Source organism: Corynebacterium sp. ED61 (genome assembly GCF_015233855.1).
Lineage (GTDB): Bacteria > Actinomycetota > Actinomycetes > Mycobacteriales > Mycobacteriaceae > Corynebacterium > Corynebacterium dentalis.
The window spans coordinates 43,819-67,975 of record NZ_JADGIT010000004.1 but is presented as its reverse complement, the minus strand read 5'-3'; the positions used below and the strand labels follow the sequence as shown (position 1 = coordinate 67,975).

Annotated in this window: 16 protein-coding genes; 8 read left to right on the top strand and 8 right to left on the bottom strand. The window is 60.9% G+C overall.

Translation table 11 applies throughout. The features are described 5' to 3' along the window. Positions 1 to 3 precede the first annotated feature (3 nt). Positions 4 to 726: a DedA family protein gene (locus IM764_RS05745; protein WP_370551558.1), complete on the top strand. Its 723-nt coding sequence runs from the start codon at positions 4 to 6 to the stop codon at positions 724 to 726. 12 nt (positions 727 to 738) lie between these two features. Here the strand turns inward: IM764_RS05745 and IM764_RS05740 are convergent, their stop codons facing one another. The 4 genes from IM764_RS05740 to IM764_RS05725 form a co-directional block, all read right to left on the bottom strand. Beyond that, positions 739 to 2,184, bottom strand: a complete 1,446-nt coding sequence (locus IM764_RS05740) for a YeeE/YedE thiosulfate transporter family protein (RefSeq protein WP_194187246.1) — start codon at positions 2,182 to 2,184, stop codon at positions 739 to 741. Between the two features lie 206 nt (positions 2,185 to 2,390). Further along, positions 2,391 to 4,214, bottom strand: coding sequence for a phosphoenolpyruvate carboxykinase (GTP) (locus tag IM764_RS05735; protein ID WP_194187245.1), 1,824 nt, complete (start codon positions 4,212 to 4,214; stop codon positions 2,391 to 2,393). A gap of 107 nt (positions 4,215 to 4,321) precedes the next feature. Then, positions 4,322 to 4,690 (bottom strand): DUF6802 family protein, encoded by a 369-nt coding sequence (locus IM764_RS05730; protein WP_099298227.1) that lies wholly within the window; start codon positions 4,688 to 4,690, stop codon positions 4,322 to 4,324. Then, positions 4,690 to 5,541 (bottom strand): AtpZ/AtpI family protein, encoded by an 852-nt coding sequence (locus tag IM764_RS05725; RefSeq protein ID WP_194187244.1) that lies wholly within the window; start codon positions 5,539 to 5,541, stop codon positions 4,690 to 4,692. The genes IM764_RS05730 and IM764_RS05725 overlap by 1 nt, the downstream gene beginning before the upstream one ends. A 33-nt stretch (positions 5,542 to 5,574) precedes the next feature. Between IM764_RS05725 and trmB the strand changes: the two genes are divergently transcribed. From trmB to IM764_RS05695, 6 genes are all read left to right on the top strand, one after another. Next, positions 5,575 to 6,384, top strand: coding sequence for a tRNA (guanosine(46)-N7)-methyltransferase TrmB (trmB, locus tag IM764_RS05720; protein ID WP_194187243.1), 810 nt, complete (start codon positions 5,575 to 5,577; stop codon positions 6,382 to 6,384). Further along, positions 6,381 to 7,043: an NYN domain-containing protein gene (locus tag IM764_RS05715; RefSeq protein ID WP_194187362.1), complete on the top strand. Its 663-nt coding sequence runs from the start codon at positions 6,381 to 6,383 to the stop codon at positions 7,041 to 7,043. Before trmB ends, IM764_RS05715 begins: the two co-directional genes overlap by 4 nt. An 83-nt stretch (positions 7,044 to 7,126) precedes the next feature. Then, on the top strand, positions 7,127 to 9,409 hold the full coding sequence (locus tag IM764_RS05710; RefSeq protein ID WP_194187242.1) for an MMPL family transporter: 2,283 nt from the start codon (positions 7,127 to 7,129) through the stop codon (positions 9,407 to 9,409). After that, positions 9,409 to 10,470: a YbhN family protein gene (locus IM764_RS05705; protein ID WP_370551557.1), complete on the top strand. Its 1,062-nt coding sequence runs from the start codon at positions 9,409 to 9,411 to the stop codon at positions 10,468 to 10,470. Before IM764_RS05710 ends, IM764_RS05705 begins: the two co-directional genes overlap by 1 nt. Positions 10,471 to 10,491: 21 nt before the next feature. Further along, positions 10,492 to 10,911 (top strand): DUF3054 domain-containing protein, encoded by a 420-nt coding sequence (locus IM764_RS05700; protein ID WP_194187241.1) that lies wholly within the window; start codon positions 10,492 to 10,494, stop codon positions 10,909 to 10,911. Between the two features lie 185 nt (positions 10,912 to 11,096). Continuing rightward, the gene (locus IM764_RS05695) at positions 11,097 to 13,196 is read left to right on the top strand and encodes a PhoX family phosphatase (protein ID WP_194187240.1); all 2,100 of its coding nucleotides are present in this window, start codon (positions 11,097 to 11,099) and stop codon (positions 13,194 to 13,196) included. 72 nt (positions 13,197 to 13,268) lie between these two features. On the opposite strand, the gene IM764_RS05690 is transcribed toward IM764_RS05695, so the two are convergent. Beyond that, a complete protein-coding gene (locus IM764_RS05690) occupies positions 13,269 to 14,153 on the bottom strand; it encodes a LysR family transcriptional regulator (RefSeq protein WP_194187239.1) in 885 nt (294 codons plus the stop codon). A gap of 84 nt (positions 14,154 to 14,237) precedes the next feature. Between IM764_RS05690 and IM764_RS05685 the strand changes: the two genes are divergently transcribed. Then, positions 14,238 to 15,482, top strand: a complete 1,245-nt coding sequence (locus tag IM764_RS05685) for an MFS transporter (protein ID WP_194187238.1) — start codon at positions 14,238 to 14,240, stop codon at positions 15,480 to 15,482. A 12-nt stretch (positions 15,483 to 15,494) separates the two neighbouring features. On the opposite strand, the gene IM764_RS05680 is transcribed toward IM764_RS05685, so the two are convergent. The 3 genes from IM764_RS05680 to pks13 form a co-directional block, all read right to left on the bottom strand. Then, positions 15,495 to 17,207, bottom strand: a complete 1,713-nt coding sequence (locus tag IM764_RS05680) for an AMP-binding protein (protein WP_370551556.1) — start codon at positions 17,205 to 17,207, stop codon at positions 15,495 to 15,497. 108 nt (positions 17,208 to 17,315) lie between these two features. Further along, entirely contained in the window at positions 17,316 to 18,872 is a 1,557-nt protein-coding gene (locus IM764_RS05675) for an acyl-CoA carboxylase subunit beta (protein ID WP_099298235.1), read from the bottom strand. Positions 18,873 to 18,964: 92 nt separating this feature from the next. Next, entirely contained in the window at positions 18,965 to 23,968 is a 5,004-nt protein-coding gene (pks13, locus tag IM764_RS05670; protein WP_194187237.1) for a polyketide synthase Pks13, read from the bottom strand. Positions 23,969 to 24,157: the final 189 nt, after the last annotated feature.

The following is a 24,157-nucleotide window of genomic DNA, read 5'->3' as shown; positions in this document are numbered from 1 at the left end:
AGTTTGTTCGACAATATCGTCAACTGGGTTGTAAATCTGATGGAGTTGCTCGGAGCCCCGGGAGTGGGCCTAGCCATCCTCCTGGAGACGGTGTTTCCTCCCATCCCCTCTGAGCTAGTCCTACCGCTGGCCGGCTTCACCTCAACCCAAGGTGATCTCAATGCCATTGCAGCCTTTATTTGGGCCACCGTTGGTTCGGTTGTCGGCGCTTTGATCCTCTACTGGCTGGGCGCGGCCGTGGGTGCCCGCAGGTTTCGAGCCATCGCGGAAAAAATGCCCCTCACCGAGGGCGAGGATGTGGACAAGGCGATCCGCTGGTTCGACAAATTCGGTTCTTTTTCCGTATTCACCGGACGTCTGATCCCCGGCGTACGCAGTTTAATTTCCATTCCCGCGGGTGTGGATCGGATGCCGATGGGCAAGTTCCTACTGTGGACCACAGCGGGTTCCGCGCTATGGAACGCACTGCTGATTTGGTTGGGCGTGAGCCTGGGCGCCAACTGGCACCAGGTCACGGATTTCATGGATCAGTATTCCACTGTGATTTATGTGGTTCTGATTCTTATCATCGTGGTCGCCGTGTTCTTCTTGGTTCGCCGTTCTTATAAACGACGTCACGAGTCCCCCGAACAGCGCGCAGAGCGCGAGCAACGCGCCCGCGAAACCTACGAGGCGTACGCCAAGATGGAACGTAAGCACCAGAAGAACCAGACTGAAGAAGGCTAGGGCCTTAAACCACTAGCCCTTCTTCACCGAGATAGTCCAGCCAGCATCCCCCGTGGCCTCGAAGTTCGTGACTTCATGACCATCTACAGCGGCCCATCGAGGGATGGCATCTGTGGCCTGGGTGCAATCGAAATCAATGACCAGCTCCTCGCCGGAGTCCAAATGCTTCATCGCATCCTTGGCCTCGATCAGCGGAAATGGGCACACCGCGCCGAGCGTATCGAGGGCGTAGCGACCCGGTTCGATAACACGTAGACCGGAGGCGAGTGTGGCGTCGGACGAAGAAGAATCAACAGTAACCACAGGACGCTGCGCGGTAAGAACACCGGAACCACCGTCGAGGATGCCCTGCGGAGCGCGGGAGAAATCAACCGTGACCTTGCTGCTTCCATGTGGATCGGCATCATCAAGCTCAGGCTCAGAGCCCGCCACCGCAAACTCTGCTGGCTTGAGCCACAACTTGGCACCCAGCCACACACCAACAGCAATGAATGCGAGCGCGACCCAGCCCTGGTAGCCAAACAGCGAAGTTTGCACCATTCCGTTGCCCACGGTGCAGCCACCGGCCAGGGAAGCGCCCACACCCATCATCAAACCGCCGAAGACGGAGCGCACGGACTGAGTGGCATCCGGCACGCGCACGCGGAACTCGCCGGAAACCCTTGCTGCCACGAAGGAGCCCGCCAGCAGGCCGAGCACCAACAACGTGCCCCAATTCAAGCGCTCGCTGTCACCGGAGACGAGGAAGCGCAATGTATCCGAGGTAGGAGTGGTGATGCCCAAGCCACTGTCACGACCAGTGGCGGCGGACAACGGCCAGGCGATAACGCCCAGCAGGCCCACGATCAGCGCGGTGGAGTAGAAGTGCCACGGCTTTTCGGCCAACAGGTGTGCAAGACCCTGCTTCTTCGGCGCGAGCTGGGCCATTTGTGGACGAGCCTTTTCCTGCTTGAGGAAGTACGCGGTCAAGCCTGCGACCAGCGCCGCAAATGGGATGGCGAGCCACCACACCGAAATGCCCAGGCTTGCTTGCACCGAGGTCGCCTCAAAACTCCAAGACTTCATTGCGTCGGAGAATCCGGTGAGCACTCCGGACTTCATAGCTGCTGCGGACACGCCGTACATGAACAGGGCGATCCAGCTACCCACCAAGCCTTCACCGGAGCGGTACCACGTACCCGATGCGCAACCGCCCGCCAGGATGATGCCCATGCCAAAAATCACACCGCCGATCACCACGGCCAGCGGCGCAAACGTATCTGCTTGCGCATCGATGACACCGGCACTACTCAGAACCGCCAAGCCCACCGCATGCACGGCGATGACGATGAGCAGGGCATTGAAGCCACGCCAAGTTTTTTGGGTAAAGATGTCTCGGATCATGCCGGTGACGCAGAAGCGTCCACGCTGCATGACGAAGCCTAGGACTGCGCCGAGCGCAAGGCCGGTGAGAAGCATGGGGAGTCCTTCGTGGATGTTTCGGGGGTCTCTTTCCTGCAGACTCTTATCAACGTCGCAGGAGTGCCACCCTATTCCAGACATACCGATCTGTCTAGTTCCTGCCCGCAGGTACCCACCGCCACGCCAACTGCCCACACACAGCACAAAGCCGGTGCGGATCACCCGAAGGCGATCCACACCGACTTGAGAAAGAAAACCAGCTGTTACTGAGTTACTTCCGCAATGCGCTTCTTCAGAGCCTCGAACTCATCCCACACCTCGGATGGAACCTTTGGACCCATGAACTTCAGCCACTCTTCGTTATCCGCGAGGTCACGCTCCCACTCTTCTGGGTTCACGGACAGAGCCTCGCGAATGTCCTCTTCGGTCTCAGTGAGGCCGTCGGTGTCCAGATCCTCGAAGCGGGCGGTGTTGCCCACCACGGTCTCGTTGGCATCCACCTTGCCCTCGATGCGGTCGATGACCCACTTGAGCACGCGAGAGTTCTCGCCGAATCCTGGCCACAGGAAGCGGCCGTCTTCGCCACGGCGGAACCAGTTGACCAAGAAGACCTCCGGCATTTTGTCGCCGCCCTTTTTGCCCATGTTGATCCAGTGCTGCAGGTAATCGCCCACGTTGTAACCGATGAACGGCAGCATGGCCATTGGATCGTGGCGCAGGGAGCCCACAGCAGCTTCAGCAGCTGCAGCGGTCTGACCGGAAGCCAGGGTGGCACCGATGAAGGTGGCGTGGTTCCAGTCGCGAGCCTGGGTCACCAGTGGCACGGTGTCCGGACGGCGTCCGCCGAACAGGATCGCATCCACAGGAACACCCTTGGGATCGTTGAACTCTTCCGCTGCGGTTGGGCACTGCGCGATAGGCACGCAGTAGCGGGAGTTCGGGTGCGCAGCATTCTCGCCGGAATCCGGGGTCCACTCGTTGCCCAACCAGTCGATGAGGTGATCTGGGCGGTTCTCCAGGCCTTCCCACCACACGCTGCCTTCGTCGGTCTCGCCGACGTTGGTGTACAGGGTGTTTCCTGGCTCCACGGTCTTCATTGCAACCGGGTTGGAGGAGTAGTTGGTGCCTGGAGCCACGCCGAAGAAACCGTTTTCTGGATTCACGGCGTACAGGCGGCCGTCCTCGCCGAAGCGCAGCCACGCGATGTCATCGCCCACAACCTCGGCGGTCCAACCCTCAATGGTGGGCTGGATCATCGCGAGGTTGGTCTTGCCACACGCAGAGGGGAAAGCAGCACAGATGTAGTAGGCCTTGCCCTCTGGGGAGACCAGCTTCAGAATGAGCATGTGCTCAGCCATCCATCCCTCGTCACGAGCCATGGCGGAAGCGATACGCAGGGCGTAGCACTTCTTCGCCAGGATGGCGTTACCGCCGTAGCCGGAGCCGTAAGACCAAATCTCGCGATCCTCAGGGAAGTGAGTGATGTACTTGGTCTCGTTGCATGGCCAAGGAACGTCCTGCTCGCCCTCGTCCAGAGGTGCGCCCACGGAGTGCCAGCCCTTGACGTAGCCGCCGTTTTCGCCGATCTTGTCCAGGGCTTCCTTGCCCATGCGGGTCATGATGCGCATGGACATCACCACGTATGGGGAATCGGTGATCTCCACGCCCAGCTTGGGATCCTCATCGGTGATGGGTCCCATGCAGAAAGGCACGACGTACATGGTGCGGCCACGCATAGAACCGGCGAAGTGCTCACGCATTTCTTCACGCATCTTCTCTGGCTCTACCCAGTTGTTGGTAGGGCCAGCATCTTCTTCATTCTTGGAGCAGATGAAGGTGCGGGATTCCACGCGCGCCACGTCGGCTGGGTTCGAACGACCGAGGTAAGAGTTTGGCTGCTTTTCTTCGTTCAGCTTCACCAAGGTGCCGCCTTCGACTAGCTCCTCCGCGAGCCGGTTCCACTCTTCGTCAGAACCGTCACAGAAACGCACAGCGTCCGGTTGGAAAAGCTCAACGCTCTTCTCGATCCACTCCAGCATTTCCTTGTGGTTGGTTGGCGCTTCGCCCACGAGCCCACGGATGGTCATTGAATCTCTCCCTCGGGTTGGATGCTGCTTCTCACACCCAGATTATCTATATAAGGCGCACAAGAAATAACTTTGCGAGCCTATACACTGTGGCATTCCCTAACAGCCTAGCCCCATTCCCCCCGTTCAACACATATCCACCTCTCCTCGTGCCATGTTTCGGCACGAGTCGTGGCATTTTCGGGGGGATTTGCTAGCGCGTGTTGGGCGGGATCGTTCCACCGCCATGCGGACCACTGCCCGTCAAAAGTCACATGTGAGACGTAGTCAATGCGCCCGTCACCGTCGGTATCCGCGAGAATGCTCATGCCCTCTTCATCGGTAAAGGTGGCGGATTCCTCGTCTTCCATCGCGGGCACGCGGTAGTCCGTGCCGTGCACGTCCATGACGAGCCCGTGCTCACCCCCGGGCTGTCCGGAGTGCGGTTCGAGGGGAAGTTGCGGGGCCAAGGGGTTGGCGTCGAAATCAAAGAACATCACCGACCACCCACTGCATCGGCCACGCGAGGAATCTGCACGCGAGCGAGCACGTCCGAAGTCAGGGCATTCCACGCCTCCTTGAGCGCGACCGCTCGCTGCGCCGCCCGCGCCTTGCGCTCCGCAGCCTGCACCATCCACACGCGAGCCACCGCGCCGAACAGCGCCAGAACCACGCCAGCCAACACACCCCACAGCGGTTGCCCCAGCGCACGCCCGATGGCAAAGCCCAACGCCAGTCCACCAATCAGGCCCGCTACCAGCGCAATGATCTGCTGCACGCGCGCCTCCCGGCCTGCATCCAACTCGCGCGATTCCGGCTCCGTGAACGTGGGGCACGCAACTCCCTGCCGCAGCAGCGCCACCCGCAGATGTTGCGTGTAGGTGCGGTGAGCAGCGGCGGAATCGGTGAGCTGTGGGTCTTGAATGATTTCTGACGCCACCCTGTTCATCTCCAACTTCACCGCCACGCGCACCCGCTCTGACCTCTCCAGGTCCGCCCGGCGCGCATCGGCCTGCCAGCGCTGAGAATTCAAGACGATGGTGTCCACGGCTTCCTGCACGTCCGCGACGGTGGCGCAGTGGTACACGCCTGGCTGCTCCTGCCAGGCCCGTCCCTCCGGCTCCGCGGAGCGAGAGCGCGGCGGCCGGTAGAGCATCACCGCGCCCATGGCCTGGGACACGGCATCCACCACCTTTTGGTCCTCCGGGGTCCACGCCCCCACCACGGCAACTACCCCGTTTAAATCGTCCTGCGGACCAGCCCCGACCACGGCTCGGCACCGCGTCAGTTGGCTGGCCACGGCATGCACCGTGCGTTGATCCGGCCCAATGACCGCAATCTTCTTCATGTGATCCCCTAATAGTCCCCGTAATCTGCAACAATGTACGGGATGAATGAACCCGAAAACTCCCCAGAAGTACACGCATCGGATATGCAGTCTGCCGATAGCGCGGGCGCACTCCCCCATGGTCGCCCTCCGCAGACTGAGTTTAACGATGGTCGCGACTATCCGCGACTGGGCAGCTTCAGCTTCCGCCGGGGCACGCTAACGGATAACCAAGAGGCCATGTGGGAAGAGAACTGGCCACAGCGTGGCAAAGTGCTCTCCGATGAGGTCATTGACCTGGACGAATGGTTCGGACGGCAGGCCCCTGGCGGCACCATCGTGGAGGTCGGATCTGGTACGGGCACGTCCACTGCGGCGATGGCGCCGCTAGAAACGGACACCAATATCGTGGCCGTGGAGATCTATCGTCCGGGCCTGGCCAAGCTGCTGGGCGCGGCCGTGCGCGAAGGCATTGACAACATTCGCCTGGTTCGCGGCGATGGCGTGGAAGTGCTGCATCGCATGTTCGAGCCGAACTCGCTGGCGGGAGTGCGGGTGTTCTTCCCGGATCCGTGGCCTAAGGCTCGTCACCACAAGCGGCGCATCATCCAGACGGGCACGCTGCACCTGATCGCGGAGCGTTTGCGCCCGGGTGGCATCTTGCACGTGGCCACGGATCACGCGGACTACGCGGAGTGGATCGACGAGCTCGTCGAGGTTGAGCCACAGCTGGAGTATCTGGGATGGCCGGAGGATCAATCCGATATTCCCGTACTCACGGATCGCCAGATCATCACCAAGTTTGAGGGCAAGGGCTTGGAGAAGGATCACGTCATCAAGGAGTACCTGTGGCGGAAGCGATGAATGACCACGATTCCGAGTTTTCCCACCGTCTCGGCTCCTCCACGCAGCAGGATCCGTGCCTGCTGCTGGTGTGGGACGCGCCCAACATGGACATGGGTTTGGGTTCGATTCTAGGCAATCGCCCCACCTCCTCTTTCCGCCCGCGTTTCGATGCGGTGGGGCGTTGGCTGATCGATCTGGCCCAAGACATGGAGGAGGAGTTCGGCAGCCCGGTCATCCCTGAGGCCACGGTGTTCACCAACGTGGTTCCGGGTAATGCCGATGTGATCCGTCCATGGGTGGATGCCCTGCGCAACGTGGGTTTTGCGGTGTTTGCCAAACCCAAGGTGGAGGAAGAAACGGACGTTGATGAGGATATGGTGGCCCATATTCGTCGACGCCAAGCCGAAGGCGTTCTGGACGGTGTGATCGTTGCCAGCGCGGACGGCCGAAACTTCAAGGAACTGCTGGACCAACTGGCAGACGACATACCGGTGACGGTAATTGGTTTCCAAGAACACACCACTTGGGCTGTAGATTCTTCAGTCATAGACTTTGTGGATCTGGAGGAGATCGAGGGAGTCTTCCGAGAACCTCTACCTCGCGTGAACCTTGAGTCGCTGCCAGAAGCCGGTGCGTGGTTGCAACCATTCCGTTCGTTGCTGACCCTGCTGGACTAAAAAATTGCCTGGCTGCGTGCCCTCGTGACCGCGCACCCGCAAATATGACGTGATTGACCTCTATTCATAAGGAGACCCAACGGATGTTCAGCACTTGGGGCGATATCGCATACCGATTCCGCCGAGTCATCCCGCTGGTGATCATCGCAGCCATCGTGGCGCTCTTCGCTATCTTCGGCACCCAGTTGGGCGATCGGATGAGCCAAGAGGGTTGGGACGATCCTCACTCCCAGTCCACGCGGGCTGCGGCGGTGGAGGAAGAGGTCTTTGGCCGCGATGATTCCGGCGACGTCATTCTGTTGGTGCGCAGCGAGCAGCCTGGCGGAGCGGTCACGGACGAGGTTAAGCGCTCCGTCACGGAGCAGCTGGACGCAGTGCAACAAAAGCATGCAGAGAATCTGGGTCCCATCACCAGCTTCTTCGATAACGGTCCGCGGCAGCTAGCTAACGAAGATGGCACGGCGGCGTTTGCGTCGATCGCGATGGCAGGAACGGGAGAGGACGTCCTCACCAACTTTCGGGCGGTAGAGGATGACCTGCGCAACATTTCTGTCGACGGTGTGAGCGTTGAAGTGGCGGGTGCGACTGCCGTCTCTGATGCCCTCGACGAGGGAATGTCGAAGGATATTAAGCGCGCCGAACTGGTGGCTCTACCTGCGGTGGGTGTGCTGTTGCTGCTGGTGTTTGGCGGTGTGATTGCCGCCGGCATGCCGCTGCTGGTGGGCATCTTGTCCATCATGGGCTCGGCGGGTGTGCTGGCTATTTTGGCCGAGTACACGCAGATCAACGTGTTCGCCCAATCCGTGGTCACGCTGCTGGGCTTGGGTCTGGCGATCGACTACGGCCTGTTCATGGTCTCTCGTTTCCGCGAGGAGATGGCCGAGGGCAATGACGTGCGGGTGGCCGTGCGCAACACCACGGCCACGGCGGGCAAGACGGTGGTGTTCAGTGCGCTAATGGTGGCGGTTGCGCTGTCCGGCCTGCTGATTTTCCCGCAGGCGTTCCTCAAATCCGTGGCCTTCGGCGCAATGTCTGCGGTCGGCTTGGCCGCGATTCTGTCTGTTGCTGTGCTGCCCAGCATCTTCGCGATGCTCGGATCCAACATTGACCGGTGGGCTATCAAGAAGCAGACGCGCAAGCGTTCTGAGGTGGTCAGTGGCGTGTGGGGCAAGATCCCGAGCTTCGCCATGCGCCACTCCAAGCTGGTGACGTTCTTCTTGGTGGCGGGCCTGCTGGCTCTGTCCATTCCGCTGTCCGGCATCAAGCTGGGTGGCCTCAACGAGACCTACCTGCCTCCCGCTAATGACACGCGCGTGGCGCAGGCGAACTTCGACGAGAACTTCCCTACCTTCCGCACCGATCCTGTGAAGCTGGTCATCGAAGGCGAGCCTGCGTTGGTCAGCCAGGTCTACCAGCAGGCCAATCAGGTGGAGGGCCTGGCTGCGCCATTCCAGGTGACCCAGGCGACCAAGGACAACGTCACGGTGTTGTCTGCATCCATCGCCGACCGCGATGACTACAGCGAGATCGTGGATTACCTGCATGATCTGAAGGTCGATGGCGCCAACGTGATGGTCGCGGGCACCCCAGCCCTCGAGGTGGAGTCCATCAACGCGCTGTTCGAGAAGCTGCCGTGGATGCTGCTGTACATCGTGCTGGTCAGCTTCGTTCTCATGGCGATGATCTTCGGTTCCCTGATCATTCCTGCCAAAGCCGTGATCATGAATGTCTTGGGCACGGGTGCCACGTTAGGCATGCTCACGTTGTTGTTTGTCGACGGCATGGGCGCCGACTTCTTTGGCTACACCGCAGGCCCACTGATGAGTCCCGTACTCGTGTTGATTGTTGCCATCGTGTTTGGCCTATCCACGGACTACGAGGTGTTCCTGGTTTCCCGCATGGTGGAGGCCCGGGCCCGCGGGGCCACAACAGATCAGGCCATTCGCTTTGGTACTGCCACCACTGGTTCCATAATCACCGCTGCGGCGCTGATCATGATCGTAGTGTGTGGTGCGTTCGGGTTCTCCAGCATCGTGATGATGAAGTACATTGCCTTCGGCATGGTGATCGCGCTGATCCTGGATGCCACGGTCATCCGCATGTTGTTGGTACCAGCGGTGATGCACATGCTGCGCGAGGACAACTGGTGGGCACCTGGTTGGGTCAAGAAGCTCTCCGAGAAGGTGGGGCACAACGAGCAGCTGGCTTCCTCCGAGTCTCGACTGACCGTGGCTGAGCTGGCAGCAACGCGGCAGCAGCGGGCCCTGACCGCTGGCCGCCGTGATGGCGGCGTGGTGGAGCACACTCGCAACGTGCCTTTTTCTGAACTGATGAAGCGGATGAACGACGAAGGCGGCGCCCGGTAGTGAATTGGCAGACAGTGCGGAAGGTAGTCAAGACAAAGCGCTTTCAAGCGTGCTTCGTCTTGATTGTCCTGGCCGCCCTCGTCTTTTTTGGTCGCGATCACCTGCACTTCATCGGCGATGGTTGGCGGGAACTGCAGGATGCGGACTTCCGGTGGGTGCTGGCCGCAATTGTGCTGGTGGGACTATCCATGATGGCTCAGGCCGAAGTCATGGTGGTACTGCTGCGAACGGCGGGAGTCAACGTCAAGCGGCGAGCTGTCAACGTTTTGTGCCTGGCCGCTAACGCGTGGAGCTCCTCGTTCCCCGGTGGTCCCGCGCTGAGCGCTGCGATGATCTTCCGCGAGCAGATGAAGTGGGGCGCCACCCCGGTTATCGCCAGTTGGTACATGATCTTGTCCGGTGCTCTGGCCGGTGCCGGCATGGCCGTGCTGGCCTTGGGCAGCCTGTTTTTCCTAGGGCGCACTGTCGAACCCGTCAACCTCACTCTCTCGTTGGTGGGACTACTGGCGCTGGCTTTCGCCACCAACTGGGTGGCCAAACACCCTCAACGTGTCGAGGAATGGCTGGTAGCGCGGGCGCGCGCATTCAACCGCTGGCGCAACCAACCGGAGGATCGTTTCACTCCGGCCATTGAGAGCTTTTCTGATCAGCTCTCCGCCGTGGAGTTGCCGCTGAACAAGCTAACGTCCGCCATTTTCTATTCCATGATGAATTGGGCGCTGGAGATCGCTTGCCTGCTGGCCTGCATCATGGCCATCGGTGGCGAGCCACCCATCGCGGGCGTGGTGCTGAGCTTCTTTGCGTCGAAACTCGTCGGCCAGGCACAGATCACACCCGGCGGGCTGGGCCCAGTAGACGTCGCGCTGACGACCACATTGGTGGGCCTGGCGGCGATGACTTCCGTGCACGCTTTTGCGGCGGTGCTGGTCTACCGCATGCTGAATTTCTTCGGCCTCACCCTGGTGGGGTGGCTGGTGTACTTCGGCGCGAAGCTGGCCAAGCCGGTGTTGGATACGGAACCGCTGCATTCGGCCGAGGCGAAGGATTCGAGCACAGCTTAACCCGCGTCCTACAATGAGGTCATGACTACCCCCGCCAGCACGGAACCAGCTCGCAGCAAGACAGTCCTGACGGCTTTTCTCGCAGATCTCATCGCCATCGCCGCCTTTGGGCTGTTCGCTCGCGTGGCTCACCAGAGTGCGGATATGCCACTCAACGTGCTGGGCTGGCTGAACACAACCTGGCCGTTCTGGCTGGGCGTGCTGGCCGCATGGGTACTGCTGTGGTGGGGAATGATGGGCAGCCGTTCTGGCCACGAGCTGTCCACGGCGCTGCCGGTGTGGGTCGGCGCAGTCGTGGTGGGACTGAGCGTGTGGACTTTGCGAAACGGAAGCCTCCCCCACTGGTCTTTTGTGATCGTGGCCTGCGTAATGAGCGCTCTTCTGCTGTGGGGATGGCGACTTGTGGCGCGCTTGTTCAGGGCGCGGGCGGGGCGCTCCTGACGTCGGGAAAAAATCTTTACCCGAGGCGAAAGTTCCCCTTAAGTTACTATTTCTCCATTTTTCGTTTACCCAACCTACATATTGAATCCAAAGTCAGTTCTTACTGATCCCATAGGCTCTACCTCGTTCAAGTTGACTACTTACCGCACCGCAATCGACGGTGCTCCTGTGACGAGGAGATTTCCATGGGTCTTAAGGGCCGTAATTTGCTGACCAAGCTGGACTTCCGTTCCAGCCGTTCCCACCGCACCTGCCTGTACAAGTGTGGTGATGCCTGCAGCAAGCCAGTTCCGAACACGTCGAAAAACACCTACTTCGGCGATCTGATGGACCGTGAGTTCACCCGCCGTAGCGCGTTGCGCACCGGTGGCGCCGCTGTGGTCACCGTGGGTGGTGCGTCCTTCATCGCCGCATGTTCGGATGGCAATGGGCTCGACGCCAACTCCTCCGATGCCTCCGCGACCTCCAGCTCCGCTGCAGATGTCCCTACCCCACAGGGCCTTAACTTCGAGATGGTTGCACCCAATACCGAGGACGCAGTGACCGTTCCCAACGGTTACTCCCAGAAGGTCGTCATCCGCTGGGGCGACAAGGTGGTAGACGGCGCGGGCGAATGGTCCGTGGACAACCAGAACGTGGAAGATGCCAAGCGCCAGTACGGCTTCAACAATGACTTCGCCGCCCTGCTGCCAATCGAGGGCCAGGACAACCGCTTCCTGCTGGTCTCCAACCACGAGTACACCACCCCACAGCAGATGTTCCGCGACTACGATGTGGACAACCCCACCGAAGAGCAGGTCATGATCGAGATGGCCAACCACGGCCTGTCTGTCGTGGAAGTTGAGGGCAACGACAAGGACGGCAGCCTCAAGCCGGTCATGGGCAAGTACAACCGCCGTATCCACGGCCACACCCCGTTCGAACTGCGCGGACCAATCGTGGGCCATGAACTGGTCAAGACCACCAAGGATCCCGAGGGCAAGATGGTGGAGGGCACCTTCAACAACTGCTCCGGTGGCGTGACCCCATGGGGAACCATCCTGTCCGGTGAGGAAAACGTGGACCAGTACTTCGCCGGAGGCGAGGAGGTCAAGGACGAAAAGACCCGCGACCGCCTCAAGCGCTACGGCATCGAGGACCCAGAGTCCCAGCGCAAGTGGGAGCGCTTCGAGGATCGCTGGGACGTTCGCAAGGAGCCAAACGAGCCCAACCGCTTCAACTACGTGGTGGAGATCAACCCCTGGGATCCAGAGTCCACCCCGGTGAAGCACACCGCGCTGGGCCGCTTCAAGCACGAGGGCTCCAACATCCACGTCACTGGCGACGGTTCCGTGATTGCGTACTCCGGCGATGACTCCCGCTTCGAGTACCTCTACAAGTTCGTCTCTTCCCGCAAGATGCGCTCCGGCAATACGGACGCTGACCGCGCAGAGAACATGAAGATCCTGGACGAAGGCACCCTGTACGTGGCGACCTTCAACGGCAACTCCGATGACTTCTCCGAGTCCGGCAAGCTGCCAGAAGACGGCGCTTATGATGGCGACGGCGAGTGGAAGAAGCTGGTCACCGTAAAGGCTGACGGCTCCGCTGAGTCTCACATCGATGGAATGTCTGCTGAAGAGGTCATCATCTACACCCGCCTGGCGGGCGATGAGGCCGGCGCCACCAAGATGGACCGCCCAGAAGACGTTGAGCCGCACCCAACCACCGGCAAGGTCTACGCAGCACTGACCAACAACAAGTACCGCGGCGCCAACCGCGAAGGCAAGGACGATGCGCCTATCGCCGAGTGGGCTCCTATCCAGGAGAACAAGAACGGCGTGGTGCTGGAGCTGGATGACGATCACACCGGCGAGAAGTTCACCTGGAACCTGCTGCTGGTCTGTGGCGATCCAGAGGCAGCCGAGACCTACTTCGGTGGCTTTGATAAGTCTAAGGTCTCCCCGATCTCCTGCCCGGACAACCTCACTTTCGATTCCTTCGGCAACCTGTGGGTGTCCACCGACGGAAACGCCCTGGAATCCAACGACGGCCTGTTCGCCGTGGCCCTCGAGGGCGATGCCCGCGGCCTGACCAAGCAGTTCCTCACCGTTCCTGCCGGTGCAGAGACCTGCGGCCCGCTGGTCTTCGAAAAGCGCGTCCTGGTCAACGTCCAGCACCCGGGTGAAGACGACGAAGCAACCGTGGAAAACACCTCTTCCCACTGGCCAGATGGTGGCGATTCCCTCGCTCGCCCTGCCACCGTGGTGGCATGGAAGGATGACATGGGCACCATCGGCGCCTAGTTATTCCGCTGGCCCCCGGTGGATGGTCCGGTGAATTCTCTGGGGGTCACTCCGAGGGATGAGTAGAGCTCTCTAGACCTCTGCCCTCTCGGACACAAAGTCTCGAAACGCCTCGGCTGCTAGCGCAGCTGAGGTTTTCGCTTTCCACACCATCCCCAATTCCCGCTCCCGCTTTTCTCGCAGCGGAATCAGGTGCATTCCTGGGGTCACGATGTTCGGATCACCCAGCGGAAGCAAGGCCACGCCCAGCCCGGCAGAAACGAGCCCCGCTAAGGTGGTCAGCTCCATAGATTCGAACACCAGGTGGGGGCGGAACCCGGCGCGCGCAGTGAGCTCATCCAGCAACATGCGAGTGCCATAGCCCGGCAGCATTGCCACAAAGTCTTCGTCTGCGGCCTCGCTCAAGTTGATGCTTTCGCGATCCGCCCACATGTGCTGCGCCGGAACGGCAAGCGCGAGCCGCTGTGTGGCGAGCTGCTTCCACCCCAGCTCCCCTGATTCCACGAACGCCGTGGGCTTGGGCCCCACCAGCGCCACGTCAGCCTCTCCTGCTAAGACGTGGTCGATGAGAGTCTGTGCCGCACCTTGGACCAACTGGAATGTCACATGAGGGTGATCTTCCCGGTAGGAGCGCACCAAATCCGGCACCAGCCACGTTCCCAACGAGTGCATGAAATCCAGGCGCACGGTTCCACGCTCTGGGTCCATCAGCCGATGGACTTCCTCCACTCCGCGTTGCCACACTCCGGTGGCCTCGGTCGCACTTTTGGCTAGCGTTTTGCCGCACTCGTTGATCGATAGGTGCCTGCCGTGCCGATCAAACAACGGCGCTCCCACTTCGCTTTCCAGTGCCGCGAGCCTTCGGGAGAGTGCAGACTGGCTCACGCCCAGCTTGACGGAGGAATCGACCATGTTTTGGGTCTCCGCCAAGTCGAGGAACCACCTCAGTTCTTTCATGGGCAATATTATTGCAGAGATCGGGACATGTAGACACGATCGTTGCATTTATAGAAACTATCGCCGTCCTTCACAATGGAACGTATGACTTCGCACTCAGCGCAAGAGACTTCCCCAGACTTCTCGCCCGCCGATGGCTTGACCCCGGAGGATCCAGGTTATCGTCGGGCGATGGTTGGTGCGCTGTGTGCCGGGCTGGCCTCATACAACGCCTTATATGCGACGCAAGCAGTACTGCCGAATTTGACCGAGTCCTTTGGCATCAACCCCACCCTTGCAGCACTAACGGTCAGCGCCACCACCGGTGCATTGGCCGTCGCCGTGATTCCCACCAGCATCATCAGCGAGCGCTTCGGTAGGCGCCGGGTCATTCAAATTTCTGTGCTGGTGGCCACGCTGATTTCTCTGCTGTTGGCATTCCTGCCATCGATAGGCTCACTCATCGCTGTTCGTGCGGTTCAAGGCTTGGCGATCGCAGGCGTGCCTGCAGTGGCCATGGCCTATTTGTCTGAGGAAATCAGTTCGAAGCACCTGTCCAAAGTGATGGGCTTCTATATCGCGGGCAATACACTGGGCGGGCTCATCGGCCGCCTCATTCCAGGAACCGCGCTGGAGTTTTTCGAATGGCGCGGAGCAGTATTCACGGGCGCTATATTCGCTTTCCTCACCGCGATCCTGACGGCCGTCGTGCTACCAGCTCAACGCAGCTTTCATCCGAAGCAGATCACCTTCTCGCATGAGCTTTCCGCCCTAGGCGGGCATTTGCGCAACCACTCGTTGCTCAAGCTCTTTCTTCTGCCCTTTCTGATGATGGGCGCATTCGTCTCGCTCTACAACTTCCTGGGGTTTCGCCTGATCAGTGAATTCGGGCTTCCCGCATCGCTGGCCGCCTTCGTTTTCATCATGTACTTGTCCGGCACGTGGTCATCTGCGCGTGCTGGAACTTACATCGAGAAGTTCGGCCGAGGCGCGGTGCTCACATGGTCCCTACTCATCGCCATCGCGGGACTGGCGCTGCTGCTTGCGCCGTGGCTGTGGGCCACGCTAGTAGGCACGCTGCTGTTTACTGCATCGTTTTTCGCGGCGCACTCCACTGCCAGTTCGTGGGTGGGGCTGGCAGCTACTTCCGATCGAGCGGAAGCCTCGAGCATGTACATTCTCAGTTACTACTTGGGCTCGTCCCTCATCGGCTGGGTATCCGGATTCTTTTTCCACCACGGATGGCCTGCATTGATTACATGGCTCTGCGCGCTCTTTGCGATCGCTTTTGTTGTCTCACTGACCCTCGGCGGACCGGGCTCAGTACGCGCACGCTTCGCCCGCCGATAATTAGAATAGGGTCTAGCCCACTGGCAATTCGCGCGGCATAACCTTTCCGGTCGGGTTGCGCGGCAGACGAACCATGAAGACCACGTCACGAGGAACCGCAGGCTCCAAGAGATTCTCTCGGACCCACTGCTGAATGGACTCTTCCGTCAGCGCTTCCCCTTCTGGAGAATCGTCGCGGACTACCCAAAGCTTGATGCGCTGGAAGGTGTCGTCGTCATCAACACCCTTGGCGTAGAGGTCACGGATACCCGGCATGGAAAACAGAACCTCTTCCACGCTGCGAGGATAAACGTTCTCGCCGCCAACGATGATCATGTCATCGGCGCGGCCTAGAACGTAGAGGCGGCCTTCCTCGTCCAGGTAGCCGCGGTCTCCCACCTCGAGGAGGCCACGCTGCTCCACCATCTTGTCCCGATCGTTGGTGTAGTTACGCATGCTCATAATACCGCGACAGTAGATGCGGCCGGGCTGATTAGGCCCCAGGCTCTTGCCATTTTCATCCAAGATGCGCAGGCGCACGCCCGCCACAGGCTTGCCCACTGTGGCGGGGTTATTCACCATATCGTTCGCATCGGCAATGGTGGCCACCGAGTTTTCCGTGGAGCCGTAGAAGTTTCGCACCACAGGACCGAATTCCTCGACCAGGCCGGTGACCAGATCCTCGTGCATCACGTTGCCGGAGGACACGATGAACTCCAGCGGCTGGACTTCGTAGTTACCCTCTTGGGCGACCTTGAGCTGCTCCTTGATGAAGATCGGAGAGGTGATGATGGCCTGGCACTTGTAGTTTTGCAGGTCTTCCATGGCCTGTACTGGGTCGAACTTGCGACGGAAAATCACCGTGCAGCGGTGCGCAATCAAGATGTTGACGTTGGCCCAACCCCAGCTGTGGAACAACGAGGCGGTCTGCTGCACAGTCAGATTCGCCTTCCATCCGATGCGCGGGATGATGGAGATGAGCGGGATCGGCACTAGGGGCTCACGATGGCGTACGCCCTTCGGCGTGCCCGAGGTGCCAGAGCTCATGATCACGATGCTGCCCTGGTGCGGGCGGAACGGAAGCTTTTCTTCCTTCTTGCTTGGAGCAGTATCGATCAGCTGCTGAAAGCTCTTCCACTGCGGGTTGGCGCCCTGCGGATTCTGCAGGTCTTCAGCGTGTGCGATGAAGACCTCACACTCATTCCATTCCGCGGGCAGATGCTGGCCAAATTCCTCATCCACGAAGACTGCATCCAGATGGTGCTCGCGGATCAATTCCTGCAGCTGAGAAGGCGAACTCGCCACATTCAGCAAGTAGATGGACGCCCCCGAGTAGGCCTTGGCGGCCAGGACCATTGGGATGACGCGAGAGTTGCGGGCCATCACGCCCACACGACCTTTTTTGCCAATACCCTTAGACTGAAATACACGTGCCAAAGCTTGCGCGTCATCGCGAAGCCCGCGGTAGGTGATCTCACCCATGTCATCGATAATCGCCGTGCGGTTTGGCTCCGCATAGGCCGCGTACCAGACCTGGCGACCGCAAGTGAAGCCATACTTCGCGATGCCACCCCCCAGCACAATCTTCCCCCACAGACCCGTGCCCTGCACCACTACGCCGGAGCGCAGCACTCCCCAGATTCCGGTAGAGACTGTCGCGACGTCCAGTGCTAGACCTTCGGCTGTATACACCGCCTTCTTAGCGCGGTTGAGGACAGACGAGATACTGGGAATTCCAATAGCCACAAATTTTTCCTTGTTCAAACGTCGAACGAACTACTATGCATATAACGTTTTTGCCCAGAAAAGTGTTACTGCCAAGAAGCACACCGTCCTGGCGGATTTCAGACCTGGCTACATCGGCATGATGGTGTGCTTCTTCTCCGGCTCCAGCAAGTTCTTGTTGCGCAGCTGGCGCATGGACTGCCGCAAGCGCAGGCGGGTCTCGGACGGCTCGATCACCGCGTCGATGTAACCACGCTCTGCAGCCACGTATGGGCTGGTCATGTTGGCATTGTAGAAGTCCATGAACATCTTTTTGGCCATGGGGCGCTGCTCTTCGGGCATGGCCGCCAGCTGCTTGCCCTGCATCATCACCACGGCAGCCTCCGCGCCCATCACGGCGATCTGCGCGGTTGGCCACGCCAGATTCACATCGGCGCCGAGATTCTTGGAACCCATCACCGCATAACCGCCACCGAAGGCCTTGCGCACCACCACAGTCACCTTCGGCACGGAGGCCTCCACCATGGCAAAGCCCAGCTTCGCGCCACGGTGAATCAATCCCGCCTTCTCCTGCTCCACGCCAGGCAGGTAGCCCGGGGTGTCCACCACGAAGACCAGCGGAATGTTGTACGCGTTGCAGATACGAATGAATCGCGCAGACTTGTCCGCGGCGTCTGCGTCGAGACATCCGGCAAGCACCATCGGCTGGTTGGCCACCACGCCCACGGCCTGCCCATCCACGCGAGCGAATCCCGTGAACACGTTCTGTCCGTACTCGTCCTGGACTTCCAGCACGTTTTCGTCATCGAAGATACGCGTGAGGACTTCCATCATGTCGTATCCCGCGTTCGGATCATCGGGGATCACGCTGGAGAGCTCTTCGTCGCGCTCGGTAGGGTCATCGGAGGGCGCCCAGAACTTTGGTGTCTCGTCGTAAACGCTCATCGGCAGGAACTCCATGAGGTCCTTGACGTAGTTGAACGCCTCTTCCTCGCTGGGTGCCACGTAGGAAATGTTGCCGTTGCGGGCCTGCGCGTGAGCGCCACCGAGCTCTTCGTGGGAGACCTTCTCGCCAGTCACGGACTCAATCACGGCGGGGCCCGTGACGAACATCTGCGTGCGTTTATCCACTGCTACCAGGAAGTCCGTGGTCACGGGCGCGTACACCGCACCACCGGCAGACGGGCCCAGCAGAATGGAAATCTGGGGGCTCTGGCCGGACAGGGGCAGCTGACGTCGGGCGATTTCGGAGTACATCGCCAGGGACGTCACTGCGTCCTGAATACGCGCGCCACCGGAATCATTGATGCCAATCATGGGGCAGCCGATGCGCTGGGCCATGTCCATGATCTCCACGACCTTCTTGCCGAAGGTCTCGCCCACCGAACCGCCGTAGACAGTCTTATCGTGCGCATAAATGGCCACGGTCCGGCCGTTGATCTGGCCGTATCCGGTCACCACGCCGTCGCCGTAGGGCGCGTTCGGGTCTCCCGGGGTACGCCCCAGCGCGCCAATTTCGATGAAGGTGCCCTCGTCTAGCAGCGCGTCGATGCGCTGGCGCGGCGTGGTCAGGCCAGCTTCGTCGCGCTTGGCCTTCGCATTCTCCGAGCCGGGGTCTTGGGCCTTTTCGAGGCGTCGACCCAGCTCTTCGAGCTTTTCCGCCGTCGTTGCTGTGGTGTCAGTCACGGTGCTTGGGGCTTCCTTCTCGTCGGTCTTGTCTAGGTGCGGGCTGGTGGGCGCACGGACGCGGATGGAATCGGTGTTTTTTCCGACGCCAACTACGTCCTATTCTGCGCGTCTTCCTGCAGGTGCTTACTGATCACCGCACCCACGGTGGCGATCTCTGGTTCATCCACGATAGCGAGGTGATCGCCACGGAGTTGCACGATTTCCAGGTCTGCGACGATCTGTCCCCATCCGCCGTCCGGAGCAACCTCGATATAGGCCGGCTCCAGCTCGATGGCTCCATCGTGCATCCGCTCGGAGCGGAACAGCGTCACGGGAACGTTGACCTCAGACCACTGGGCAAAGCTCAGGGATTCCAGGATGCGATTGTCCACGAAGCTGGCGCGCTGATGTTCGAGCACACCGGCGGGCAGCCCCATCTGCGCCAGGGCTGGGGAGGCCAGCATGTCCTGGAACATTTCCATCATGACGTCTTCGCCCTTTTCGTCGAGCAAGTCATGGGGAACCTCGAGGGGCAGCCCATAGGTGCGCTGCGCAAAGTCCGCGTAGCGATCCCAACGGGCGTGCATTTCCTCGGCGGTATCTTGCGCGGGGTTCTTCGGCTGCACGGTGTCCAGCAGGACGATGCGCTGCACTTCTGCGGTCTTCTCCCCTGCTGCGGCACGCTTCTCCAGCTGCGCGGCGACTTCGTAAGCCAAGGCGCCACCGAAGCTCCATCCACCGAGCACGATGGGTAGGCCACCGGACAGTTCGATGATTTCGTCGAGGTAGGCCTCGGCGCGCTCGGCCAGCGGTCCTTCGAGTCGTTCGACGCCAAACACTGGCATGTTCTCAGCTAGTCGTCTCACCAGCGGCTGGTAGACCACGGAGGATCCACCGGCGGGATGGAACATGAACACCGAGGAGATGCCTGCTTCGTCAGCCTCTGCGGAGCGTCCGCGCAGCACGCGGATATTGCCTTCTACCTCGGCTTCCAACTCCTCGCGGACCTTGTCACTCAGTGGCTCCAGGGTGGTGGCGGACAGAACATCAGCAGCTTCGATTGTGGCGCCGGAGCGCTCGGACAGGCGTGAGGCCAGTGCCTCTGCCTGCTCTTGGCTGATATCTGGCAGCTCGGAGGTGACACCTCCGGCAGCCTTGCCGGTTATCTTTGCCCAGGTAGCGAACACCATGCGCTCGGAGGCATCACGCGGAGCCACTCCGCCCGCGGTGGCGGTGTAATCCGTGGTTTCTTCAGAGGCGTCCGGCGACGTGGAGGACTCGGTAGTCTCAGCGGACTCAGCAGCCGCTGCGTGCGGAGCGCCTTCGAGTTCGGCCTCGGTAGTTACGCCTGTGCCCGCCGAATACCGTTCGTCAACCATCTGCTCCACAATGGCAACCACATCGTCCACGGAACCGTCACGCAGCGCCTGGACCTGCAGCGGAGGAATATCGAAATCGTATTCCACGCGGTTCTTGATGCGCATACCCATCAGGGAGTCCAGACCTAGATCTATCAGCGGCAGTTCGCCGGGCAGATCCTCCACGTCATAGCCCATGGCCTCGCCGACGATCTCCCGCAGGCGATCCGAGACGCTCTGTCCGGAGTCTGGGTTCCATCGCTGCGCATCTGCATCCACTTCCGGCAGACGGTTGGCGTTCGCGCCCTTGTTCGTGGATTCTGCTGCACCGGTGGATACGTTACCCGCAGCGGATCCTGCACCTGTAGCACTAGCTGCACCGGAGACGGCATCGAGGGCGGCGTCGCGCAAAGAGGTAGAGATGAAAGCCTCGCCCAGAAGGGGCATGGCGGAGGACTCGGCGTCGTGAATATTGACGGCCCAACCACCCAAGGACTTGGACACCACAGCGGTCAGCTTCCCCGAGGTCAACAACGGGGAATGCTCCTGGGATGCCACCACCGCGGCGGAGGAATCCAGGTCCGAGGCAATCGCCTCACTCAGCGCCAGCATCGAGGGAACGATGTCCGCAGACACGGAGTACGCGATGGATCCGCCCGGCAGGTTCACGCGAGTACCGGGAAGATCCACGGAGGTACCAGACGAAGGACGTGCATTGGTCCAGTACGCGTTGCTGTTCCACCGCACGCCCGGCACGTCGGCGGACTCGCCGGTGCCCACTAGCGCCTTGAGATCGATGTCCTGACCCTGCACGTAGAGCTCGGCCAGCAGGTTGCTGACGGTATCGGAGACCGGCTCTTTCCGCTTGAGCGCAAACAGCAGCTTGGACTCACCCGCGTTGTGGGCGAACGCGTTGTTCATCAGCGGCATCAGCGCCACGGGGTTGGGAGCGAACTCCACGAAGGTGCGGTAACCGTCGTCAAACTGCTTGCCCGAGGCCTCAGAGAACCACACCGGCTGGCGGGTGCATCGCACGAAGTACTCGGCATCGTGCAGTGTCTCACCCGGCTGATAAACCCGGCCGCGATCGACCGTGGAGTACAGCGGCACGGAAATCGGCTGCGGCTCGATGTCGGAGATCTCGAAGTGCAGTTCGCCCAGGATCGGGTCCAACATCGAGGTGTGACCCGCACCCTTGACGTCCAACAGACGAGCGAACTTGCCCTCGCCCTCGAGGTGCTCCACCAGTTTGCTCACCGGCTCGCGCGGGCCACCGACGGTGGTCATGCCCGGCGCGGCGAACACCGCAGGCTCCACGGCAGAGAACTCTGGGTGGCTCTCGGTGAACTTGGCCAGCTCGTCCGCACCGAATTCCACCACGGCCATCGCGCCCTGCTTGTCCTCTGGCAGCAGCTGCTCGCCCTCACCCATCAGGCGGGAGCGGTGGGAGGCGATGCGCACGGCATCGGACATGCTCAGACCACCCACGGCATAGGCCGCAGCGATCTCGCCCATGGACTGCCCCACCACAGCCGCAGGACGCGCGCCGAGGTGGCGCAGCAGATCCGTCAACGCGATCTGGAGGCAGGTGATACCCACCTGCGCGGATTCCAAGTCAAAGTTCTGCTCGTCATCGAGGATCTTCTCCACGATCGACCAGCCCGATTCCTGCTGGACAACCGCGTCGATATCCTGCAGACGCTGCGCGAACAAAGGCGAGAGCTCGTAGAGGTCCTTGCCCATCTTGCGGTGCTGGGAGCCGAAGCCGGAGTAGACCCACACGGAGCCCAGAGCGTTCGGCGAGTCCGCGGACTTGGTTTGTCCCGTCTGCTTGCCGTCCGCGATGCGCTGCAGTCCGTCGAGTGCTTCGTCCCAGGTCTTCGCCAGGGCCACGCCGCGGGAGCGGCCGTGGTTGCGCCCGGCCAGGGCGCGGGCCACGTCCGCAAGCGCTGGTTGTGGGTTGCTGTTTTTCTTTTCCTCCAGCCACGCCACCAGGTCAGTGGCTGCAGCCCGACGCCGGGACGGCAATAGTCCGCTCACCGGCAACAGGTAGGTGGGCTCCACGCCCGCCGAATCCGCGGTATCCAAACCCACGGGAGCGGTGGCGGTCTCATCCTGATCCTGCGCGTGGGCTTGCCCATTGGCATCAGCATCATCCGGGGCGGCCAGCACCACGTGCGCATTCGTACCACCGAAGCCGAAGCCGGACACACCCGCAACGGCTCGGCCGGAGTACTCCGGCCATTCGCGGCCGTCCTCGACTACTTCCAAGCGGGTGCGGTCGAAATCAATGTACGGATTGGGGCCCGTGTAGTTCAAGGACGGCGGCAGCATGCCCTCGCGCATCGCCATGGCCACCTTGATCACTCCGGCCACGCCCGCAGCGGCTTCCGTATGCCCGAAGTTGGTCTTGGCGGAGCCCAGCAGTGTGGGCGAGGCGGCATCGCGCCCCTCGCCCAGCACGGCGCCGAGTGCGGTGGCCTCGATCGGATCACCGAGAATGGTGCCCGTGCCGTGGGCTTCCACGTAATCCACCAGCGTGGGATCGATTCCCGCATCGTTATACGCTGCGTGCAGAACATCTACCTGGGCATCAGGATTAGGCGCGGTCAGGCCATTGGAACGTCCATCGGAATTGACTGCAGAGCCCTTGATCACTGCCAGGACGTGATCGCCTTGGCGTCGAGCATCCGAAAGACGCTTGAGCACGATCACACCAGCACCATCCGAACGAACGATGCCGTCCGCATCCTCGGAGAAAGCGCGGATGCCACCCGTGGGGCTCAGCACGCCCAATTCAGAGAATGCAACCGTGGCAAAAGGACTGGCCAGCAGGTTCACGCCGCCGGCGATCGCCACGGAAGAATCACCATCGCGCAAAGAACGAACTGCCTGGTGGATGGCCACCAAGGAAGAAGAACACGCCGTGTCCAGCGCCACGGACGGGCCACGGAAATCAAAGGCATATGAGATGCGGTTGGCGATGATGGACGAGGAATTGCCCGTCAGAGAATACGGGTGCGCTTCCTTGGGATCCGCACTGATCAACATGGCGTAATCGTTGTTGGTGGTACCCATGAACACGCCCACGGGAAGGCCGCGCAAGGTGTTCGCAGGAATCCCCGCGTCCTCCAGCGCCTCCCACGTCAGCTGCAGCGTCATACGCTGCTGCGGGTCCATGTTCGCGGCCTCCAACGGCGACAAGCCAAAGAACTCCGCATCGAAAGAAGCGATGTCCTCGATGTAACCGCCGGTCAGGACGGCCTCGTCCATGCGACGAACCATCTCTTCATCGTTGGCATACTCCGACCAACGGCCGGCAGGTAGCTCGCCCACGCCGGACTTGTAACCCACGAACATGTCCCACATCTCGCGTGCACTGTTTGCTCCCGGGTACCGGCCCGCGATGCCCACGATCGCTACGTCGCGATCCTCCGGGCTCAGCTGCGCGCCGGAGTGCGAACGTTGACCAGTAGAGGCAGTGGGACGCTGACGGCCGTTGATCACGAAGTCAGACAGCGCATTGATCGTGTTGAACTCATACGCCACGGTCGCGTCCAGAGACACGCCCATCAGGCGTTCCAGATCACCCGAAAGCACCACGACATCGCGAGAGGAAAGCCCAAACTCCTCCATCGCGCGGTCATCAGTGATCTGATCAGCAGGCAGTCCAGTGGTCTCCGCCACCCAGTTCCGCAGCCATTCGCGCATCTGCTGAACTGTCGTGGGACGTGGAGTCACGCTGCTATCTGCCATGCGGACCAATTCCTTCCTTCGCGGTGATCGCGGGTCGTCGATCTTATTTTTGGGTGTCGGGATCAGAACGCCCCGCTGACGAGGCTCAAAAGATCTCATGATCGCTGGTGTGCGAGCCGTGTCTTTCAGGCCACAGGGAAACTATCGTTTTTTAGCGGTTGCCACGCTACATCGTAGTGCGCAGCGAGA

What these genes read in the sequence shown, in the direction of transcription:
- IM764_RS05695 (WP_194187240.1), top strand. Translation starts at nt 11,097, where the DNA reads ATGGGTCTTAAGGGCCGTAATTTGCTGACCAAGCTGGACTTCCGTTCC.
- IM764_RS05735 (WP_194187245.1), bottom strand. Translation starts at nt 4,214, where the DNA reads ATGACCATCCGTGGGCTCGTGGGCGAAGCGCCAACCAACCACAAGGAA.
- IM764_RS05700 (WP_194187241.1), top strand. Translation starts at nt 10,492, where the DNA reads ATGACTACCCCCGCCAGCACGGAACCAGCTCGCAGCAAGACAGTCCTG.
- IM764_RS05715 (WP_194187362.1), top strand. Translation starts at nt 6,381, where the DNA reads ATGAATGACCACGATTCCGAGTTTTCCCACCGTCTCGGCTCCTCCACG.
- IM764_RS05725 (WP_194187244.1), bottom strand. Translation starts at nt 5,541, where the DNA reads ATGAAGAAGATTGCGGTCATTGGGCCGGATCAACGCACGGTGCATGCC.
- pks13 (WP_194187237.1), bottom strand. Translation starts at nt 23,968, where the DNA reads ATGGCAGATAGCAGCGTGACTCCACGTCCCACGACAGTTCAGCAGATG.
- trmB (WP_194187243.1), top strand. Translation starts at nt 5,575, where the DNA reads ATGTACGGGATGAATGAACCCGAAAACTCCCCAGAAGTACACGCATCG.
- IM764_RS05730 (WP_099298227.1), bottom strand. Translation starts at nt 4,690, where the DNA reads ATGTTCTTTGATTTCGACGCCAACCCCTTGGCCCCGCAACTTCCCCTC.
- IM764_RS05690 (WP_194187239.1), bottom strand. Translation starts at nt 14,153, where the DNA reads ATGAAAGAACTGAGGTGGTTCCTCGACTTGGCGGAGACCCAAAACATG.
- IM764_RS05710 (WP_194187242.1), top strand. Translation starts at nt 7,127, where the DNA reads ATGTTCAGCACTTGGGGCGATATCGCATACCGATTCCGCCGAGTCATC.
- IM764_RS05685 (WP_194187238.1), top strand. Translation starts at nt 14,238, where the DNA reads ATGACTTCGCACTCAGCGCAAGAGACTTCCCCAGACTTCTCGCCCGCC.
- IM764_RS05740 (WP_194187246.1), bottom strand. Translation starts at nt 2,184, where the DNA reads ATGCTTCTCACCGGCCTTGCGCTCGGCGCAGTCCTAGGCTTCGTCATG.